The sequence below is a fragment of the Streptomyces sp. A012304 genome (assembly GCF_026008495.1).
GTDB lineage: Bacteria > Actinomycetota > Actinomycetes > Streptomycetales > Streptomycetaceae > Streptomyces.
The window spans coordinates 96,124-111,919 of record NZ_BQUN01000041.1; the positions used below are offsets into that span (position 1 = coordinate 96,124).

At 70.4% G+C, this 15,796-nt stretch carries 12 protein-coding genes; 4 read left to right on the forward strand and 8 right to left on the reverse strand.

Annotated features, from left to right (window positions below; all coding sequences use genetic code 11):
• Nucleotides 1–55 precede the first annotated feature (55 nt).
• Entirely contained in the window at nt 56–1,756 is a 1,701-nt protein-coding gene (locus ALMP_RS10690) for a DUF4192 domain-containing protein (RefSeq protein ID WP_264926363.1), read from the reverse strand.
• 141 nt (nt 1,757–1,897) lie between these two features.
• On the opposite strand from ALMP_RS10690, the gene ALMP_RS10695 reads away from it, so the two are divergent.
• Nucleotides 1,898–4,063, forward strand: a complete 2,166-nt coding sequence (locus tag ALMP_RS10695; protein ID WP_264926366.1) for a RecQ family ATP-dependent DNA helicase — start codon at nt 1,898–1,900, stop codon at nt 4,061–4,063.
• Between the two features lie 367 nt (nt 4,064–4,430).
• On the forward strand, nt 4,431–5,048 hold the full coding sequence (locus ALMP_RS10700; RefSeq protein WP_264926368.1) for a hypothetical protein: 618 nt from the start codon (nt 4,431–4,433) through the stop codon (nt 5,046–5,048).
• A gap of 270 nt (nt 5,049–5,318) precedes the next feature.
• On the opposite strand, the gene ALMP_RS10705 is transcribed toward ALMP_RS10700, so the two are convergent.
• From ALMP_RS10705 to ALMP_RS10715, 3 genes are all read right to left on the reverse strand, one after another.
• On the reverse strand, nt 5,319–5,957 hold the full coding sequence (locus ALMP_RS10705; RefSeq protein ID WP_264926370.1) for a hypothetical protein: 639 nt from the start codon (nt 5,955–5,957) through the stop codon (nt 5,319–5,321).
• A gap of 68 nt (nt 5,958–6,025) precedes the next feature.
• Nucleotides 6,026–6,727: a ribonuclease HII gene (locus ALMP_RS10710; RefSeq protein WP_264926372.1), complete on the reverse strand. Its 702-nt coding sequence runs from the start codon at nt 6,725–6,727 to the stop codon at nt 6,026–6,028.
• Between the two features lie 93 nt (nt 6,728–6,820).
• Entirely contained in the window at nt 6,821–7,444 is a 624-nt protein-coding gene (locus tag ALMP_RS10715) for a TetR/AcrR family transcriptional regulator (RefSeq protein WP_264926374.1), read from the reverse strand.
• Nucleotides 7,445–7,628: 184 nt separating this feature from the next.
• On the opposite strand from ALMP_RS10715, the gene ALMP_RS10720 reads away from it, so the two are divergent.
• A complete protein-coding gene (locus ALMP_RS10720; protein ID WP_264926377.1) occupies nt 7,629–9,176 on the forward strand; it encodes an MFS transporter in 1,548 nt (515 codons plus the stop codon).
• A gap of 421 nt (nt 9,177–9,597) precedes the next feature.
• Here the strand turns inward: ALMP_RS10720 and ALMP_RS10725 are convergent, their stop codons facing one another.
• The 3 genes from ALMP_RS10725 to ALMP_RS10735 all read right to left on the reverse strand — a co-directional run bounded on the left by ALMP_RS10725 (nt 9,598) and on the right by ALMP_RS10735 (nt 11,899).
• A complete protein-coding gene (locus ALMP_RS10725) occupies nt 9,598–10,503 on the reverse strand; it encodes an ADP-ribosylglycohydrolase family protein (protein WP_264926379.1) in 906 nt (301 codons plus the stop codon).
• A gap of 12 nt (nt 10,504–10,515) precedes the next feature.
• Nucleotides 10,516–11,175 (reverse strand): histidine phosphatase family protein, encoded by a 660-nt coding sequence (locus ALMP_RS10730; protein WP_264926381.1) that lies wholly within the window; start codon nt 11,173–11,175, stop codon nt 10,516–10,518.
• Between the two features lie 118 nt (nt 11,176–11,293).
• Nucleotides 11,294–11,899, reverse strand: coding sequence for a YdbC family protein (locus ALMP_RS10735; RefSeq protein WP_264926384.1), 606 nt, complete (start codon nt 11,897–11,899; stop codon nt 11,294–11,296).
• A 152-nt stretch (nt 11,900–12,051) separates the two neighbouring features.
• Between ALMP_RS10735 and ALMP_RS10740 the strand changes: the two genes are divergently transcribed.
• The gene (locus tag ALMP_RS10740; protein WP_264926385.1) at nt 12,052–12,585 is read left to right on the forward strand and encodes a TerD family protein; all 534 of its coding nucleotides are present in this window, start codon (nt 12,052–12,054) and stop codon (nt 12,583–12,585) included.
• A gap of 123 nt (nt 12,586–12,708) precedes the next feature.
• Here the strand turns inward: ALMP_RS10740 and ALMP_RS10745 are convergent, their stop codons facing one another.
• Nucleotides 12,709–15,603, reverse strand: coding sequence for a vitamin B12-dependent ribonucleotide reductase (locus ALMP_RS10745; protein ID WP_264926387.1), 2,895 nt, complete (start codon nt 15,601–15,603; stop codon nt 12,709–12,711).
• Between the last annotated feature and the right edge of the window lie 193 nt (nt 15,604–15,796).

Sequence of the window (15,796 nt, forward strand, 5' to 3'; positions counted from 1 at the left end):
CTGCGGGTGGCGGACCGTTGCGAGCCGCCCGCCCCGGACCAGTACCGACGCGGGCTCATCCCTCCCCCGTGTTCTCGTGTCCCTCGGAGCGCGTCGCCTCCGAGCAGGTGTCACGGCGCCGGGCCGAGGACCTTGCCGAGCCACGCGTGCGTGGACGAGGTTCGCCCTTTCCCGGAGCGACAGGGCGCGTGGCGCCCTTCATCGGCGGGCGAGGACGGACCGGGTTCGCCTGCGGAGCGTGCTCCCGTGCCACCGCTGCCTGTGGTGTGCGGCGGGCGGTCTCGGCCGAGCGTGTGCGGCGGCGTCGGCGGCCGACCGGCGTCGCCGGTGCCGGATCGGCCTCTGGTGCCGCCCCATTCCCCGACTCGGTACCCGCAGCGGCGGCCGGAACGCCCTGCCGCTCTCCCGCACCGACGTCGTCGACAAGGCTCGCCCGCCGCGACCGGCGGTCGCGTCCCTCACGCTCGCCGCGCAGGCAGCGTCGTACCGTCTCCGGGTCCAGGCCCTCGTTGCAGGCCTGGTGCAGGAGGCGGGCGAAGAGGTAGTCGGGATCCGCGCCCAGGGCCATGGCGAGGGCCTCCCTGGCCTCCAGTTCGTCGCCGCTGGACCAGGCGACCCAGCCGGCCAGTGTCAGAGGTGCCGCCGCGTGTTCGGCGTAGGGCCCGACGCAGCGACGTGCCAGCGCACGCCACAGCCGCAGGGCGGGAGCGGCTTCGTCGCCCTCCATCCATTCGGCGGCGCGGTCACGGGTCACTCGGTCCTGGAGCCCGAGGATCAGAGCGGCGGCTTCGTCGGGGCCGAGCAGCTCGTCGTCACGGTGGTCGGCCGGCAGGGCGCCGGTCATCGGAGGTGCTTCCGCGAAGCGCCGCATGATCCGTCCGGCCAGCTCGACCGTCTCCTCCGCCACGGCCGCGCGGCTCGCGGCGTCGACGATCCTGGGGACCAGCGCCATGCTGGCGGTGTCGAGGGCGGCTTCCTGCTCCGACGCGGCGCCGGTCTCCAGGGGGAGCAGTCGGGCCCTCAGCTCGCGCAGGGTGCCCCGGACCTGGATTCCGGCGTAGGTGGCGGCCGCTGCCACGACGGACGTGCCCGGCAGCCCCATCGGGGCGCCCTCGACCGGGCAGCAGCCCTGGCCGCTGCAGCAGTACGACCAGAAGCGCCCCCCGGAGATGCACAGCGCCTCGATCACGGGGACGTCGAGCCGACCGCACGCGACCCGCAGCAGCTGGGCCAGCGGCTCGAGTCGCTCCATGACCTGGCGGCCCGTCTCGCCCTTGGCGGGTTCCTGGCAGAGGTAGGCGACCATCTGCTCGGGGCGGGCGCCCCTGCGGGTGCTGCCCGTCACAAGCCCGCGCGCGAGTTGCCGGGCCACGGCGTCCCAGTCGTCCGGGTCGGCGGGAATCCCGATCCGCGCCCGGCCGCCGAACCTGCCCCGTCCGCCCCGGTCGTGCAGGGCGACCAGGACGATGCTGTCCTCGGGCCGGTACCCGAGCAGGTAGGGCAGGGCGTCGGCCAGCTCGGCCGGGGTGCGCAGGGTGACCTGGTGCGCGCCGCCGCTTCCCTCGTACGGCGAGGGTCCGTCGTACGGGGTGTGTCCTTCGTAGGACGGCCGGCTGTCGTACGCGTCGTCTCCTGCGGGCTCGGCCTGCGCGTCGCACGGTGGGCGTTGGCCGAGTCCGGTGTCTTCGTCCCGCCTCGAGATATCGCCCTTTTCGAAGTTTTCGAAGGATCCAGTCGTTTCGCTGTGATTCGTCATGCGGAGACGATCTCGCGGATCATCAAATTCCGCTTCGACCTGTGGATAAGTTCGATCAGGGACACGTCATCATGGCCGAAGCCATGCCCTCCGGCGGACCACGACGGCCGGTTTGTCAGTGCCGTCCTGTTGTATGGACGCATGGAGCACACGAGCAACGCGGATCTCCGCGCGGACGCCGACGCCGTCCTCGCCTGTCTCGTCGGCGACCCCACGGGTACGGCCCGGCTGCGCGAGGACCAGTGGCGGGCGATCGAGGCGCTGGTCGCCGAGCGGCGCCGGGCCCTGGTCGTCCAGCGCACGGGCTGGGGCAAGTCCGCGGTGTATTTCGTGGCGACCTCTCTGCTCCGGGCCCGTGGCTGCGGGCCCACCGTGATCGTCTCCCCTCTGCTCGCCCTCATGCGCAACCAGGTGGAGGCGGCGGCCCGGGCCGGCATCCACGCCCGGACGATCAACTCCTCGAACACCGAGGAGTGGGAGACCGTCCGGGCGGAGATCGCGGGGGGAGCGGTCGATGTGCTGCTGGTCAGCCCGGAGCGGCTGAACAATCCGGACTTCCGCGACCAGGTGCTGCCCGAACTGGCCGCCACGACCGGGCTGCTCGTGGTCGACGAGGCCCACTGCATCTCCGACTGGGGCCACGACTTCCGTCCCGACTACCGACGCCTGCGGACCATGCTCACCGACCTCCCGTCGGGCGTCCCGGTGCTCGCGACGACCGCGACCGCCAACGCGCGCGTGACCGCCGACGTCGCCGAACAGCTCGGCACCGGAGGCACCTCCGACGCCCTGGTGCTGCGCGGCCCGCTGGACCGCGAGAGCCTCACGCTGGGCGTGCTGCGACTGCCGGACGCGGCACACCGGATGGCCTGGCTGGCCGACCACCTCGACGAGCTGCCGGGCTCCGGGATCATCTACACGCTCACCGTGGCCGCCGCCGAGGAGGTCACCGGTTTCCTCCGGCAGCGCGGACACACCGTCGCCTCGTACACGGGCCGGACCGAGAACGCCGACCGGCAGCAGGCCGAGGACGATCTCCTCGCCAACAAGGTCAAGGCACTGGTGGCCACGTCCGCCCTCGGCATGGGGTTCGACAAGCCCGACCTCGGTTTCGTCGTGCACCTCGGCTCGCCCTCCTCGCCCATCGCCTACTACCAGCAGGTGGGCCGGGCCGGGCGCGGCGTCGAGCACGCGGAGGTACTCCTGCTGCCGGGCAAGGAGGACGAGGCGATCTGGGAGTATTTCGCCTCACTCGCCTTCCCGTCGGAGGAGCTGGTGCGCCGCACCCTCGACGTTCTCGCGCGCGCGGGCGGCCCGATGTCGCTGCCCGCCCTGGAACCCTTGGTGGAGCTGCGCCGCTCCCGCCTGGAGACCATGCTGAAGGTCCTCGACGTGGACGGGGCGGTCAAACGGGTCAAGGGCGGCTGGATCGCGACCGGACAGCCGTGGATGTACGAGTCCGAGCGCTACGAATGGGTGGCACGACAGCGCAAGGCCGAGCAGGAGGCGATGCGGCAGTACGCGTCGACGACGGAATGCCGCATGGAGTTCCTGCAGCGCCAGCTCGACGACGAGGGCGCCAAGCCCTGCGGACGCTGCGACAACTGCGCGGGCCCCCGCCACACCGCCGAGACGTCCACGACCGCGCTCGACGCCGCGCGCGTCGACCTGGGCCGCGCGGGCGTCGAGGTCGAGCCCCGTCGGATGTGGCCGACAGGCCTGCCGGCCATCGGCGTTGAGCTCAAGGGGCGCATCCCGGCGGGGGAACAGGCGTCGGCCGGGCGGGCATTGGGGCGCCTGTCGGACATCGGCTGGGGCAACCGGCTGCGTCCGCTGCTGGGCCCACAGGCCCCCGACGGGCCGGTGCCGGACGACGTGGCGAAGGCGGTCGTGAGTGTGCTCGCCGACTGGGCCAAGGGGCCCGGCGGTTGGGCCTCCGGAACCCCCGAGGCACCGCCGCGCCCCGTCGGCGTGGTCACCGTCGCCTCCCGTTCTCGACCACGGCTGATCCAGACGCTGGGCGCCCGTATCGCGGAGGTCGGCCGGCTGCCGCTGCTGGGCACCGTGGAGTACGCCGGCGAGGCTCCGCCCCTCTCCCGCAGCAACAGCGCCCAACGCCTCAAGGCGCTCAACGGCGTGCTGGAAGTACCGCCGGCGCTCGCTTCCGCCCTGACGCAGGCGCGGGGGCCCGTTCTCCTCGTGGACGACTACACCGAGACCGGCTGGACTCTCGCGGTCGCGGCCCGGATGCTCCGACGCGAGGGCGCGCAGGGGGTGTTGCCTCTGGTGCTCGCGGTGCAGGGCTGACCGCGCGCAAGGGGGCGCGGAGCACCCCTCAGTACGCGCCCCCGCACCCTGCGGAAGGGGTTCGCCGCGCGTCCCGCACGGGGCATGCGCCGCAAGCCCGTCGAACGCCGCTCCCACAGGAGATGAACTGCGCGTGTACGGCGAGCACACGCGTACCCAGCACATCATTGGGTAGGGATATAAGACACGCACCGCCACATAAGGGTCGGTGGCCCCAATTGCTCGTTGCCGCATCCAAGTTCGACAGCAAGAATTGAGTTCCGCTCCCCGCACGGCTCATCCGTGGTCCGGTAGGGCTTTGCTGCGGTGCGCGCTCCCCCCCGAACCCGACCCGCCCGCTGTGTGGGCCGTAGCCGAAGGGAGGCTCGTGACCTTCGGATTCGCTCCGTCCTCGGCGGCATCGTTGTCGACGTCCGCGTCCGCCGCTTCCGCCAACCGTTTGCTCGAGCCTGCGGAGTGGGCCGCGGCCGGCATACCCCTGCTGCGCAATCCGCGGGAGGTCGTCAGCGGACTGCACGCGCGTCACCGGCCCGGGCCGGCCACCGCCGTCGTGGCCGTCCTCGACCCGGACGAGCGGGTGCGGGCCAGCGCCTCGTTCACCCGCCGTCAGGCGTCGGCCGACGGCTGGCTGTTCCGCAACGCTCTGCTCTCCCAACTGCGCCGGGTCATCCCGCACGACCTTCGGCGCCGCACGCCGATACGCACGGCCGTGCTGCTCTACTGCCGTGACGGCGACGCCCGCTGGACGGAGGAGGACGGCGCCTGGATGTGGGGGCTGCGTGACGCCTGCACCCTGCACGGACTGCGCTGCGGGGCGTACATCACGCTGACCCGGGACGGCTGGCAGGTGCTCGGCGAGGGCCGTGGGGGCCGTCGCCCCAGCGCTGACTCGGCTCCGGAGCCCTTCGCCCTGTCCGAGGCGCCGCCGCTGCCGCGAACCGGCGGTGCCGCCTCGGAGGTCCTGCGCCGCGCGGCCGCCCGCTGAGACAGGGCCGGCTTCACCCCGGCACCGCGGCGGCCGTACCACTGCGGCGTCGTCGTACGGAACGAGGCGTACGGCGAGCAGCGGTACGCACGGCGCGGACCCTCGGTCTCCGACGACGAGCATCGCTCCGACCGGCGGACGGGCGGCTCAGGGCACGCCGAAGCGCGCGCCGAGACCATCCCGTCGTCCGCGCACGCGAAGGCCGACTCCGGAGGTGCCGCTCTGGCGACGCCTCCTCCCCCGTGGCCTCCCGGGTGACCGGTCGCCGGCTCAGACTCCGGCGCCCAGCACCGCGTTGATCCGCTGCGGGTCACCGCAGACGATCAGCAGGGCACCGGCGCGCTGACGTGCCAGGGGCAGCGCGGTGGCGGCGACGGTGTCAGGGCCTCCGTTGACGGCGACCACGACGACGGGACGCACACCGGCGCGGCTCACGACGGCCGCGTCGGCGTAGAAGACGTCGTCCCCCGCGTCGTGCTGCGCCCAGTAGGACGTCTCACCGAAGGACAGCTCGTGGGCGGCCCAGGGGTGCTGCTCACCGGTGGTGATCACCAGCACGTCGCCGGGGGCGCGGCCGGCGTCCAGGAGCAGGTCCACGGCCTCCTCGGCGGCGTCCAGCGCACCCTCCGCCGAGGCGGGGATCAGCTGGATCTGGGGAGTCGCCGCGGCGGGCGCGGAAGCGGCAGGGGCGGCCGGGGCCGTCGGCCCGGGCTTGGGGGCGACGTCACGCGGCGTGCGTTGCACCGGCGGCGTGGGCCGGAGGGGACCAGGACGGCCGGGTCGCGACGGAGCCGCGGGACGGGGACCGGGTACGGGTCGAGGGGTCGGCGCGGTGCGGCCACTGGCCGGAGTGGCGCGGGGACCCTGGGCACTCTCGTGAATCTGAGGCTCCTCGGGAATGAGAGGCATGAGCTGTTATTTATCAAACGGTGGTGCGACTCGCGCCAGTGGGTGGCACATCAGTGCGAGCGGAATCGTCAGAAATCGAAGCCGAGCTGACCCTCGATCTCCGGAACGCTTCCGTCCGCCCAGCTGCGGGCCTTCTTGAGATGCCGCCACTGGGGCAGCGCATCAAGATACGCCCACGACAACCGGTGGTACGGGGTGGGTCCCCGCTCCTCCAGTGCGGCCTTGTGCACGGGCGATGGGTACCCGGCATTGTCCGCGAAACCGAAGTCTGCATGGTCCATACCCAGTTCGGCCATCATTTTGTCGCGCTGAACCTTGGCGATCACCGAGGCCGCCGCGACGGCCACGCACGACCGGTCGCCCTTGATCACCGTGCGGACCCTCCAGGGGGCGCCGAGGTAGTCGTGCTTCCCGTCGAGGATCACCGCGTCCGGGCGGATCGGCAGGGCATCGAGCGCACGTATGGCGGCGAGACGCAGCGCGGCCGTCATCCCCAGGTCGTCGATCTCCTCCGGAGAGGCGTGACCCAGGGCGTACGACGTCACCCACTTCTCCAGCTCTCCGGCAAGCTCGGTGCGACGCTTGACGGAGAGGAGCTTGGAGTCGGTGAGGCCTACCGGGGGCCGGCGCAGTCCGGTGACCGCCGCGCAGACGGTGACGGGACCGGCCCAGGCACCGCGACCCACTTCGTCGACACCGGCAATGATCTTCGCTCCGGTCGTGGCGCGGAGGGAGCGCTCGACGGTGTGAGTAGGTGGTTCGTACGGCATGGCGCCCTTAGGGTACGCCGCCGGGATCCCCTCGCGACACCCCGGTTCCCCATGACGTCCGGACCGCCGACGGCGCGCGCGCCCGGACCCCGCTCAGCGTGTGTCCGGCCGCAGGAGGGGCAGCATGAGATGGTCGATCATCTCTTCGAGGTCCTGATCGTTCCATTCGCTGCTGCACATCTTGGAGCGGTACATCATCATGGCCGGGATAGCGTCGAACACATAGCCGTTCGCGGCGTCGGGGCGCACCTCTCCGCGCTCGATTCCGCGACTGATGACCTCGTGCAGCAGCTTCACGGTCGGCGCGACCACCCCGTCGAAGATCAGGGAATGGAAACGCTCCACCTGGATCGGATCGCATTCGTGAATGATTGAACGCAGAGCGAATCCAGGCCGGGAGAACATCGCGTCGCGCGCCTCGCGGCACAGCGCCACCAGATCCTCCCGCACACTGCCCAGGTCCGGCGCCGCGTCGAAGCGGGGCAGTCCGGCGCGCAGGGCGTCCGCGACGAGGTCCTCCTTGGACGGCCAGCGGCGATAGACGGCCGCCTTGCCGGTCTGCGCTCCGGCCGCGACACCCTCCATCGTCAGGCCGTTCCAGCCGACGGTGCCGAGTTGTTCCAGGGCGGCATCGAGAATCGCGCGTTCGAGTACGGCGCCGCGCCGGCGAGAGGAGGCCGCCTGAGCGGGGGCGGCCGTCCAGCGCGAAGTAACCATCTGAGTGTCTCCAGCGAGCAGAGGAAGCGGGGATCACGGGGAGCGGGGAGGCGTCACACGGCAGCGAGGGGCGCGCCGACGGGCGACACCACAAGTGAACGCTTGCGTTCACTACTGGGGACTCACTACGGTTGACGCGACAGTGAACGCGCTCGTTCACTAACGCTTTTGTGGGGGACCCATAGTGACGACCTCTCAGTTGATTAAGGACCAGAAACCAGGTGCGGCCCGCCGGGAGGGGCATCCCGGCATAGCGCTCACCGTCATCGCGGCGTGCCAACTCATGGTGGTACTCGACGCGACGATTGTGAACATCGCGCTCCCGCACATTCAAGACGCTCTCAAGTTCAGCACCACCGATCTCACCTGGGTGGTCAGCGCCTACACGCTCACCTTCGGCGGTCTGCTGCTGCTCGGCGCCCGGGCCGGTGACATCCTCGGCCGGCGCCGGGTGTTCATGGCCGGCATCCTGCTCTTCACCTTCGCATCCTTGCTGGGCGGGCTCGCCCAGGAGCCCTGGCAGCTGCTGGCCGCGCGCGCCCTGCAAGGAGTGGGCGGCGCCATCGCGTCGCCGACCTCGCTGGCGCTCATCACCACCACGTTCCCGGAGGGACCCGAGCGGAACCGGGCCTTCGGCGTCTTCGCCGCGGTGTCGGCCGGCGGCGGCGCCATCGGGCTGCTCGCGGGCGGCATGCTCACCGAGTGGCTCGACTGGCGCTGGGTGCTGTTCGTCAACGTTCCCATCGGCGTGCTCATCGCCGTCCTCGCGCCGCTGTACATCAGTGAGTCCGAGCGGCACCCCGGGCGCTTCGACCTCGCGGGAGCGCTCACCTCGACGGTGGGCATGGCCTCGCTGGTGTACGCCTTCATCCGCGTGGCGGAGGAGGGCTGGCGCGACGGTCTGACCCTCGGAGCCTTCGGTGTCGCACTGGTCCTCCTGGTCGCCTTCGTCTTCACGGAGATGCGCGCCAAGGAGCCGATCACGCCCCTCCGGATGTTCGCCGACCGCAACCGCTCGGGCACCTACGTGATCATGCTGAGCCTGGCGGCGGCCATGTTCGGCATGTTCTTCTACATCGTGCTGTTCGTGCAGAACGTGCTCGGGTACAGCCCGATCAAGGCGGGTCTCGCCTTCCTCCCGGTCACGGTCGCGATCGCGGTCGGCGCGGGTCTGTCGCAGCGTTTCCTGCCGGTTCTGGGTCCCAAGCCTTTCATGCTCGGCGGCTCCACCCTCGTGGTGATCGGACTCATCTGGCAGACCTTCATCAGCCCCGACAGTTCGTACGCGAGTGGGGTGCTGGGACCGATGCTGGTGTTCGGTTTCGGCATGGGTCTGAACTTCGTGACGGCGACGGTGACCGCGGTGTCCGGTGTCGCCCAGCATGAGGCAGGCGCCGCGTCCGGCCTGCTCAACGCCACGCAGCAGGTGGGAGGTTCGCTGGGACTGGCCATCCTGACGACCGTCTTCGGGTCGGCCACCAAGGACGAGGCGGAGAAGCAGCTGCCGAGCTTCTTGGCCGAGGGGTCGGCGGAACAGAAGGCAGAGTTCGCCCAGACGCACCAGCTGCCGGCCCCCTGGGGGCATGAGGTTCTCGCCCAGGGCATCTCGACCGCCTTCGTCCCGGCCGCGGCCATGGCCGGGCTCGCCCTGGTGACGGCCTGGCTGGTCATCCGGGTCCGCAAGAGCGACCTGGAGGCGTTGTCGGGGACGCCGAGCCACCTGGCCGGCTGACGGGAGGGCCACACGGCACGGCCGCGGACCGCCACCGACGACTCTCGTGGGTGCGCGTCCGCGGCCGTCCGGCCGTCCCGGACCCAGCGCCACCCACAGCCCAGCCGCCCCGGCCTCCGACCCGCCCGCCACAGCAGGCACCAGCACCAGCACCGACGCCAACGCCACGAAAAACCACACGTCGCCCACCCACACCTCCCCGCAGTCACCCAACGCCCGTCATCGCGCGCACACCTCGCACAGCGGCATGCCTGAACAACGAGCGGCCAGTCACGCAGGGTTCCCGACGAACACGCAGAGTTTCGAAACGGGCCGGCAGGGCCGCTCCGCGACAATCAGGCGGACGTCAAAGTCAGGCGGACGTCAGAGTCATACGGCCGCGAAAGTCACGTGGACGACGACCGTCAACGGACAACGACCGTCAAGCGGACGTGGGCACCCACTCCGGGAACGCCTCCACCTGCTCCAGCCAGGCGGCGGGCGGTGCCCCCGCCTTCCCGGAGGCCAGCACTCCGCCCACGATGGCGCAGGTCGTGTCCACGTCGCCGCCGACCTGGGCGGTCGTCCAGAACGCCTCTTCGTAGGAACCGAGGGCCCGAGCGGCGGACCAGAGAGCGAAGGGGACGGTGTCATGGGCCGTCGTACGCCGTCCGCAGCCGAGCACGGCCGCGACGGTGCCGGCGTCGCCGTAGTCGAGCATGTCCCGGGCACGACGCAGGCCGGCGCCGACGGCGCTCTTCGGGACCAGGGCGATGACACCGTCCAGGAGCGCCTCGGCGCTGGGCGGGCCACCGGGGGCGCCGGCCAGAGCCGCGGCCGCGGCGACGGCCATGGACCCGACCACGGCCTCCCGGTGCTGATGGGTCGGGTAGGCGGAGATCTCCGCCTGGTGGGTCGCCTGCTCGGGGTCGTCGGCGTACCAGGCTCCCAGGGGAGCGATCCGCATGGCGGCGCCGTTGCCCCAGGACCCCTGTCCGTTGAACAGCGCGGCGGACAGTTCCCGCCAGTCGCCGCCCTCCCGGACGAGGCGCAGCAGTCGGTTGACCGCGGGGCCGTAGCCACGGTCGAAGTCGTGGTGCTCGGCGAAGGAGCGGGCCAGGGCATCCTGGTCGATGCGGTGGTGAGCGGCCAGGACGGCCACGACGGAGCAGGCCATCTCGGTGTCGTCCGTCCACTGCCAGGGGCCGGGCGGCAACTCGCGGCGCTTCAGCAGCGGGTAGTTCGCCGGCACGAAGAACTGCGAGCCCAGCGCGTCCCCCACCGCGAGCCCGCGCAGACTGGCGAGGGCGCGCTCCAGGCGCCCGTCGGAAGAGGAGTCAGCGGTCATCGCCCTGCCACTCTATCCGGAGATGCCGTACGGCTCCGGATCACGCCACCGGTCGAACGGCCGATCGAGTGTGTACTTGCCGTCGTCCCCGAGAACGAGCATGCGCATCTCGGCGTTCCCCGGGTTGGACAGCGACTCGAACTCGGCGACCGTCCAGTGGAACCAGCGCATGCAGAACAGGCGCATGGCGAGTCCGTGGGTCACGATGAGCACGTTCGGTGGGTGGTCGGGGTCCTCGAAACTACGGAAGAGGCTCTCCAGGAAGCCGCCCACCCGGTCGTACACGTCGGCCCCGCTCTCCCCCTGGGCGAAGCGGTAGAAGAAGTGCCCGTAGGCGTCGCGATAGGCCTTCTGCAGGCGGACGTCGTCGCGGTCCTGCCAGTTGCCCCAGTCCTGCTCGCGCAGCCGGGGCTCCTCGCGCACCCGTATCAGCTCGGGGTCGAGGTGGAAGGCGCGGAGGGTGTCGTGGGTCCGCCGGTAGGGCGAGACGTACACGCTGACCCGCTCGCGGCCGAACAGCTCCCGCAGTCTCTTTCCCGTCTCCTCCGCCTGCCGTCGGCCTCGGTCGGTCAGGGCCAGTGCGTGGTCCGGTTCACGCTCGTACACGCTGTCATCAACATTGCCCGTTGACTCCCCGTGTCGGACAAGGACGATGCGCCGTGGTCGTGCCATGCCGAAACCCTAGATCGGGTGGCGCCCGATCGAGCACCCGTACGGCCCCTATACGGCGTAGGTCACACGGATCCCGCACCAGAAGTCACCCTGAGCGCCCGATGAGCGGGTCCGGAAATCAAACCGTCCAGGTCGGTTCGAGTTCCACGATGTCGCCGGTCAGGGAGGAGATGTCCGCTTCCGTCTGGGCGCGCAGCGCGAGCCGCTCGACCCGTTCGGTGCGGTACTTGCCGTGCTCGGCCTCCGAGCGCCACATCGACAGCACCAGGAACTCGTGTCCCGGAGCCTCGGCGAACAGCCCACGGATCATGCCGGGTGAACCGGCCATGGCGGGGTTCCACACCTTCTCCTGCATGAGCGTGAAGTGCTCGGCACGCTCCTCGTGGACCCGGCACAGGGCCACCCGCAGCAGGTCGGCGTCGGTGAAGCGGGGCTCGAAGCCGGTCTTCACGTCGAAGCGGTAGTCGAAGAGCCGGACCTGGGCGTCCTTGAAGGTGCCCGCCTGGGCGGCCGCGAGCCGGTCGTGGGAACGGGCCATGAAGGAGTCGTAGAAGGCACGGCTCTCCCAGAACGCGAAGACATGCGCGACGGAGGGCCGCCCCCTGCTCCAGCCCCCGCCCTGTCCCCGAAATCCCGGCTCCCCCGGAAGCCCCGCCCACTTCCGCTGCCCCCGCTCGAAACCGCGGCGGTCCACCACGGTGCAGCGAATCCACTTGACCAGCACCGCGCCATGGTAAGGCCACAGGGCGTGGCGCCGGTCACTCTCGGACGCGGAGCGCGCCTGCGAGTGTCCACGCGCGCGTGGCAGGATGGACAACCGGCCCTGATGATCGGCGAGTTCGGGGCGAGGACAGACGGGAACGGGGAGGGAGTCCGGTGAAGGGCCTCAGCAAGGGGATCCGCAAGGTCGAGATCGCGCTCAAGTGGGACCCGAGTCCGGCGGGGCAGCCGCCCACCGACCTGGACGTGGTGGCCGCGACGTATCTGACGGACGATCCGCAGGGCGACCCGGCCTACGTGGTGCACTTCGACAGCCGCTCTCCCGACGGCACCATCTACCTCAACCGGGACAGCAAGGACGGAAAGGGCTTCGGCTGGGACGAGGTCCTGACGGTGGAGCTCGAGCGGCTGGACGCCCGCTACGCGCGCGTGGTCGTCGGGGTCGTCATCCAGCAGCGCCCCGGGCGCCGCACCTTCGTCAGCGTGCTCAATCCCGCCGTTCGGATACGCGAGGGGTACACCGATCTGGCCGTGGACGACTTCGGCGGCGTGCTGGGCGCCACGGCGGCCACCGTCGCGGAGTTCGTGCGCGACCCGTCCGACGGCTGGACGTTCCACCCGGGATTGCAGGGCTACGAGGACGATCCGGCGACGTTCACCGGCATCATGGGCCGGCTGCGCCGGTCCTGACCTGGCTCGCACGAGGAGAGGGGCGTCAGCCACAGGCTGACGCCCCTCTCCTCAAGGTGGGGAGCCGGCATTTCGCCGACCCCCCACCTGGGCAGTCACTTCACGCCTGAAGGGCGCTCACCGTCAGCTGCAACCGCTGGTCGAGCCGCAGCCCTCGCAGATGTAGCAGGAACCGGCGCGCTGCATCTTCGTACCGCAGGAGAAGCAGAGCGGGGCGTCGGCCTGGATGCCCAGCTGCATCTCCACCAGCTCGGCGCTGGTGTGGGCCTGCTGCGGGGCGGGCTTGGCCACCTCGACGGCCGCCTTCGGGGTGGCGACGGCCTTCAGGTCCGTCTGGCGCGGGGCCGACTGGGCCAGACCCTCGACGTCGACGTCCTCCTCGGCCGGCTCGTACGAACCGGTCTCGAGGTGACGCTGACGCTCCTCGGCGGAGTGGATGCCGAGCGCGGAGCGGGTCTCGAAGGGCAGGAAGTCCAGCGCCAGACGGCGGAAGATGTAGTCGACGATCGACTGGGCCATCCGCACGTCCGGGTCGTCGGTCATACCGGCCGGCTCGAAGCGCATGTTGGTGAACTTCGAGACGTACGTCTCCAACGGCACGCCGTACTGGAGGCCGACGGAGACCGCGATGGAGAAGGCGTCCATCATTCCGGCGAGGGTGGAGCCCTGCTTGGACATCTTCAGGAAGACCTCGCCGAGACCGTCGTCCGGGTAGGAGTTGGCGGTCATGTAGCCCTCGGCGCCGCCGACCGTGAAGGAGGTCGTGATGCCGGGACGGCCCTTGGGGAGGCGCTTGCGGACCGGGCGGTACTCGACGACCTTCTCGACCGCGGTGCGGATCGTCTCCTCGGCCTTCTCCGTGATCTCGGCCTTCTCCTTCTCCTTGGTCTTCGCGGAGAGCGGCTGGCCGACCTTGCAGTTGTCTCGGTAGATCGCGAGCGCCTTGACGCCGAGCTTCCAGGCCTCGAAGTAGATCTCCTCGACCTCTTCGACGGTCGCCGTCTCCGGCATGTTGACCGTCTTGGAGATGGCACCGGAGATCCACGGCTGGATCGCGGCCATCATCCGGACGTGACCCATCGGGGAGATGGCACGCTCGCCCATGGCGCAGTCGAACACCTCGTAGTGCTCCTGCTTGAGGCCGGGAGCGTCGATCACATTGCCGTGCTCGGCGATGTGGGCGACGATCGCCTCGATCTGCTCCTCCTGGTAGCCGAGGCGGCGCAGGGCCTGCGGAACCGTGCCGTTGACGATCTGCATCGAGCCGCCGCCGACCAGCTTCTTGAACTTGACCAGCGCGAGGTCGGGCTCGACACCGGTGGTGTCGCAGGACATCGCCAGGCCGATGGTGCCCGTCGGGGCGAGCACGGACGCCTGGGAGTTACGGAAACCGTTCTTCTCGCCGAGACGCAGCACGTCCTGCCAGGCCTCCGTGGCGGCGGCCCAGACCGGGGTGTCCAGGTCGTCCATGCGCACGGCCGTGCCGTTGGCGTCGGCGTGCTGCTTCATGACGCGGTTGTGGGCGTCGGCGTTGCGGGCGTAGCCGTCGTACGGGCCGACGACCGCGGCCAGTTCGGCGGAGCGGCGGTAGGCCGTGCCCGTCATCAGGGAGGTGATGGCGCCGGCGAGGGCGCGGCCGCCGTTGGAGTCGTACGCGTGGCCGGTGGCCATCAGCAGGGCGCCGAGGTTGGCGTAGCCGATGCCGAGCTGGCGGAACGCGCGCGTGTTCTCACCGATCTTCTGGGTCGGGAAGTCGGCGAAGCAGATGGAGATGTCCATCGCGGTGATGACGAGCTCGACGACCTTCTGGAAGCGCTCGGCCTCGAAGGACTGGTTGCCCTGGCCGTCGTCCTTCAGGAACTTCATCAGGTTCAGCGAGGCCAGGTTGCAGGACGTGTTGTCCAGGTGCATGTACTCGCTGCACGGGTTCGACGCGGTGATCCGGCCGGACTCGGGGCAGGTGTGCCAGTTGTTGATGGTGTCGTCGTACTGGATGCCCGGGTCGGCGCAGGCCCAGGCCGCCTCGGCGATCTTGCGGAAGAGGGACTTGGCGTCGACCTCCTCGATGACGTCACCGGTCATCCGCGCGCGCAGGCCGAACTGGCCGCCCTGCTCGACGGCCTTCATGAACTCGTCGTTCACGCGGACCGAGTTGTTGGCGTTCTGGTACTGGACGGACGTGATGTCGTCGCCGCCCAGGTCCATGTCGAAGCCCGCGTCGCGCAGGACGCGGATCTTCTCCTCTTCCTTGACCTTGGTCTCGATGAAGTCCTCGATGTCCGGGTGGTCGACGTCGAGGACGACCATCTTGGCGGCGCGGCGGGTGGCGCCACCGGACTTGATGGTGCCGGCGGACGCGTCGGCACCGCGCATGAAGGAGACCGGGCCGGAGGCGTTGCCGCCCGAGGACAGCAGCTCCTTGGAGGAGCGGATGCGGGAGAGGTTCAGGCCGGCGCCGGAGCCGCCCTTGAAGATCATGCCCTCTTCCTTGTACCAGTCGAGGATCGACTCCATGGAGTCGTCGACGGACAGGATGAAGCAGGCGGAGACCTGCTGGGGCTGCGGGGTGCCGACGTTGAACCAGACGGGGCTGTTGAAGCTGAAGATCTGGTGCAGAAGGGCGTACGCCAGCTCGTGCTCGAAGATCTCGGCGTCGGCGGGCGACGCGAAGTACTTGTGGTCCTCGCCGGCCTTCCGATAGGTCTTCACGATGCGGTCGATCAGCTGCTTGAGGCTGACCTCGCGCTGCGGGGTGCCGACAGCACCGCGGAAGTACTTGCTGGTGACGATGTTGACCGCGTTCACCGACCAGAACTCGGGGAACTCGACGCCACGCTGCTCGAAATTGACCGAGCCGTCGCGCCAATTGGTCATGACGACGTCACGGCGCTCCCACGCCACCTCGTCGTACGGGTGCACGCCGGGGGTGGTGTGGATGCGCTCGATACGCAGCCCCTTGGTGGCCTTGGTGCCCTTCGCGCGGGAACCTCGTGCCGGGCCGCTCGCCGTCTCTGTCATGCCGCCTCCCTGTACGGGCAAAAACGCCCTGAAATGCCACGTTGTTCCCGTGGCATGTGTTCTGTCGTGTGCTGCGGGCACCCACTCGCTACCGCCCGCAACAGATCCTGGTCCGCCGCTGCCCGGCCGGATCCGGCGCCTCCGGTTCCGGCCCGCCGGTCAGTCGGCGGCGTGGGCGGGCTCGGGGACCCGC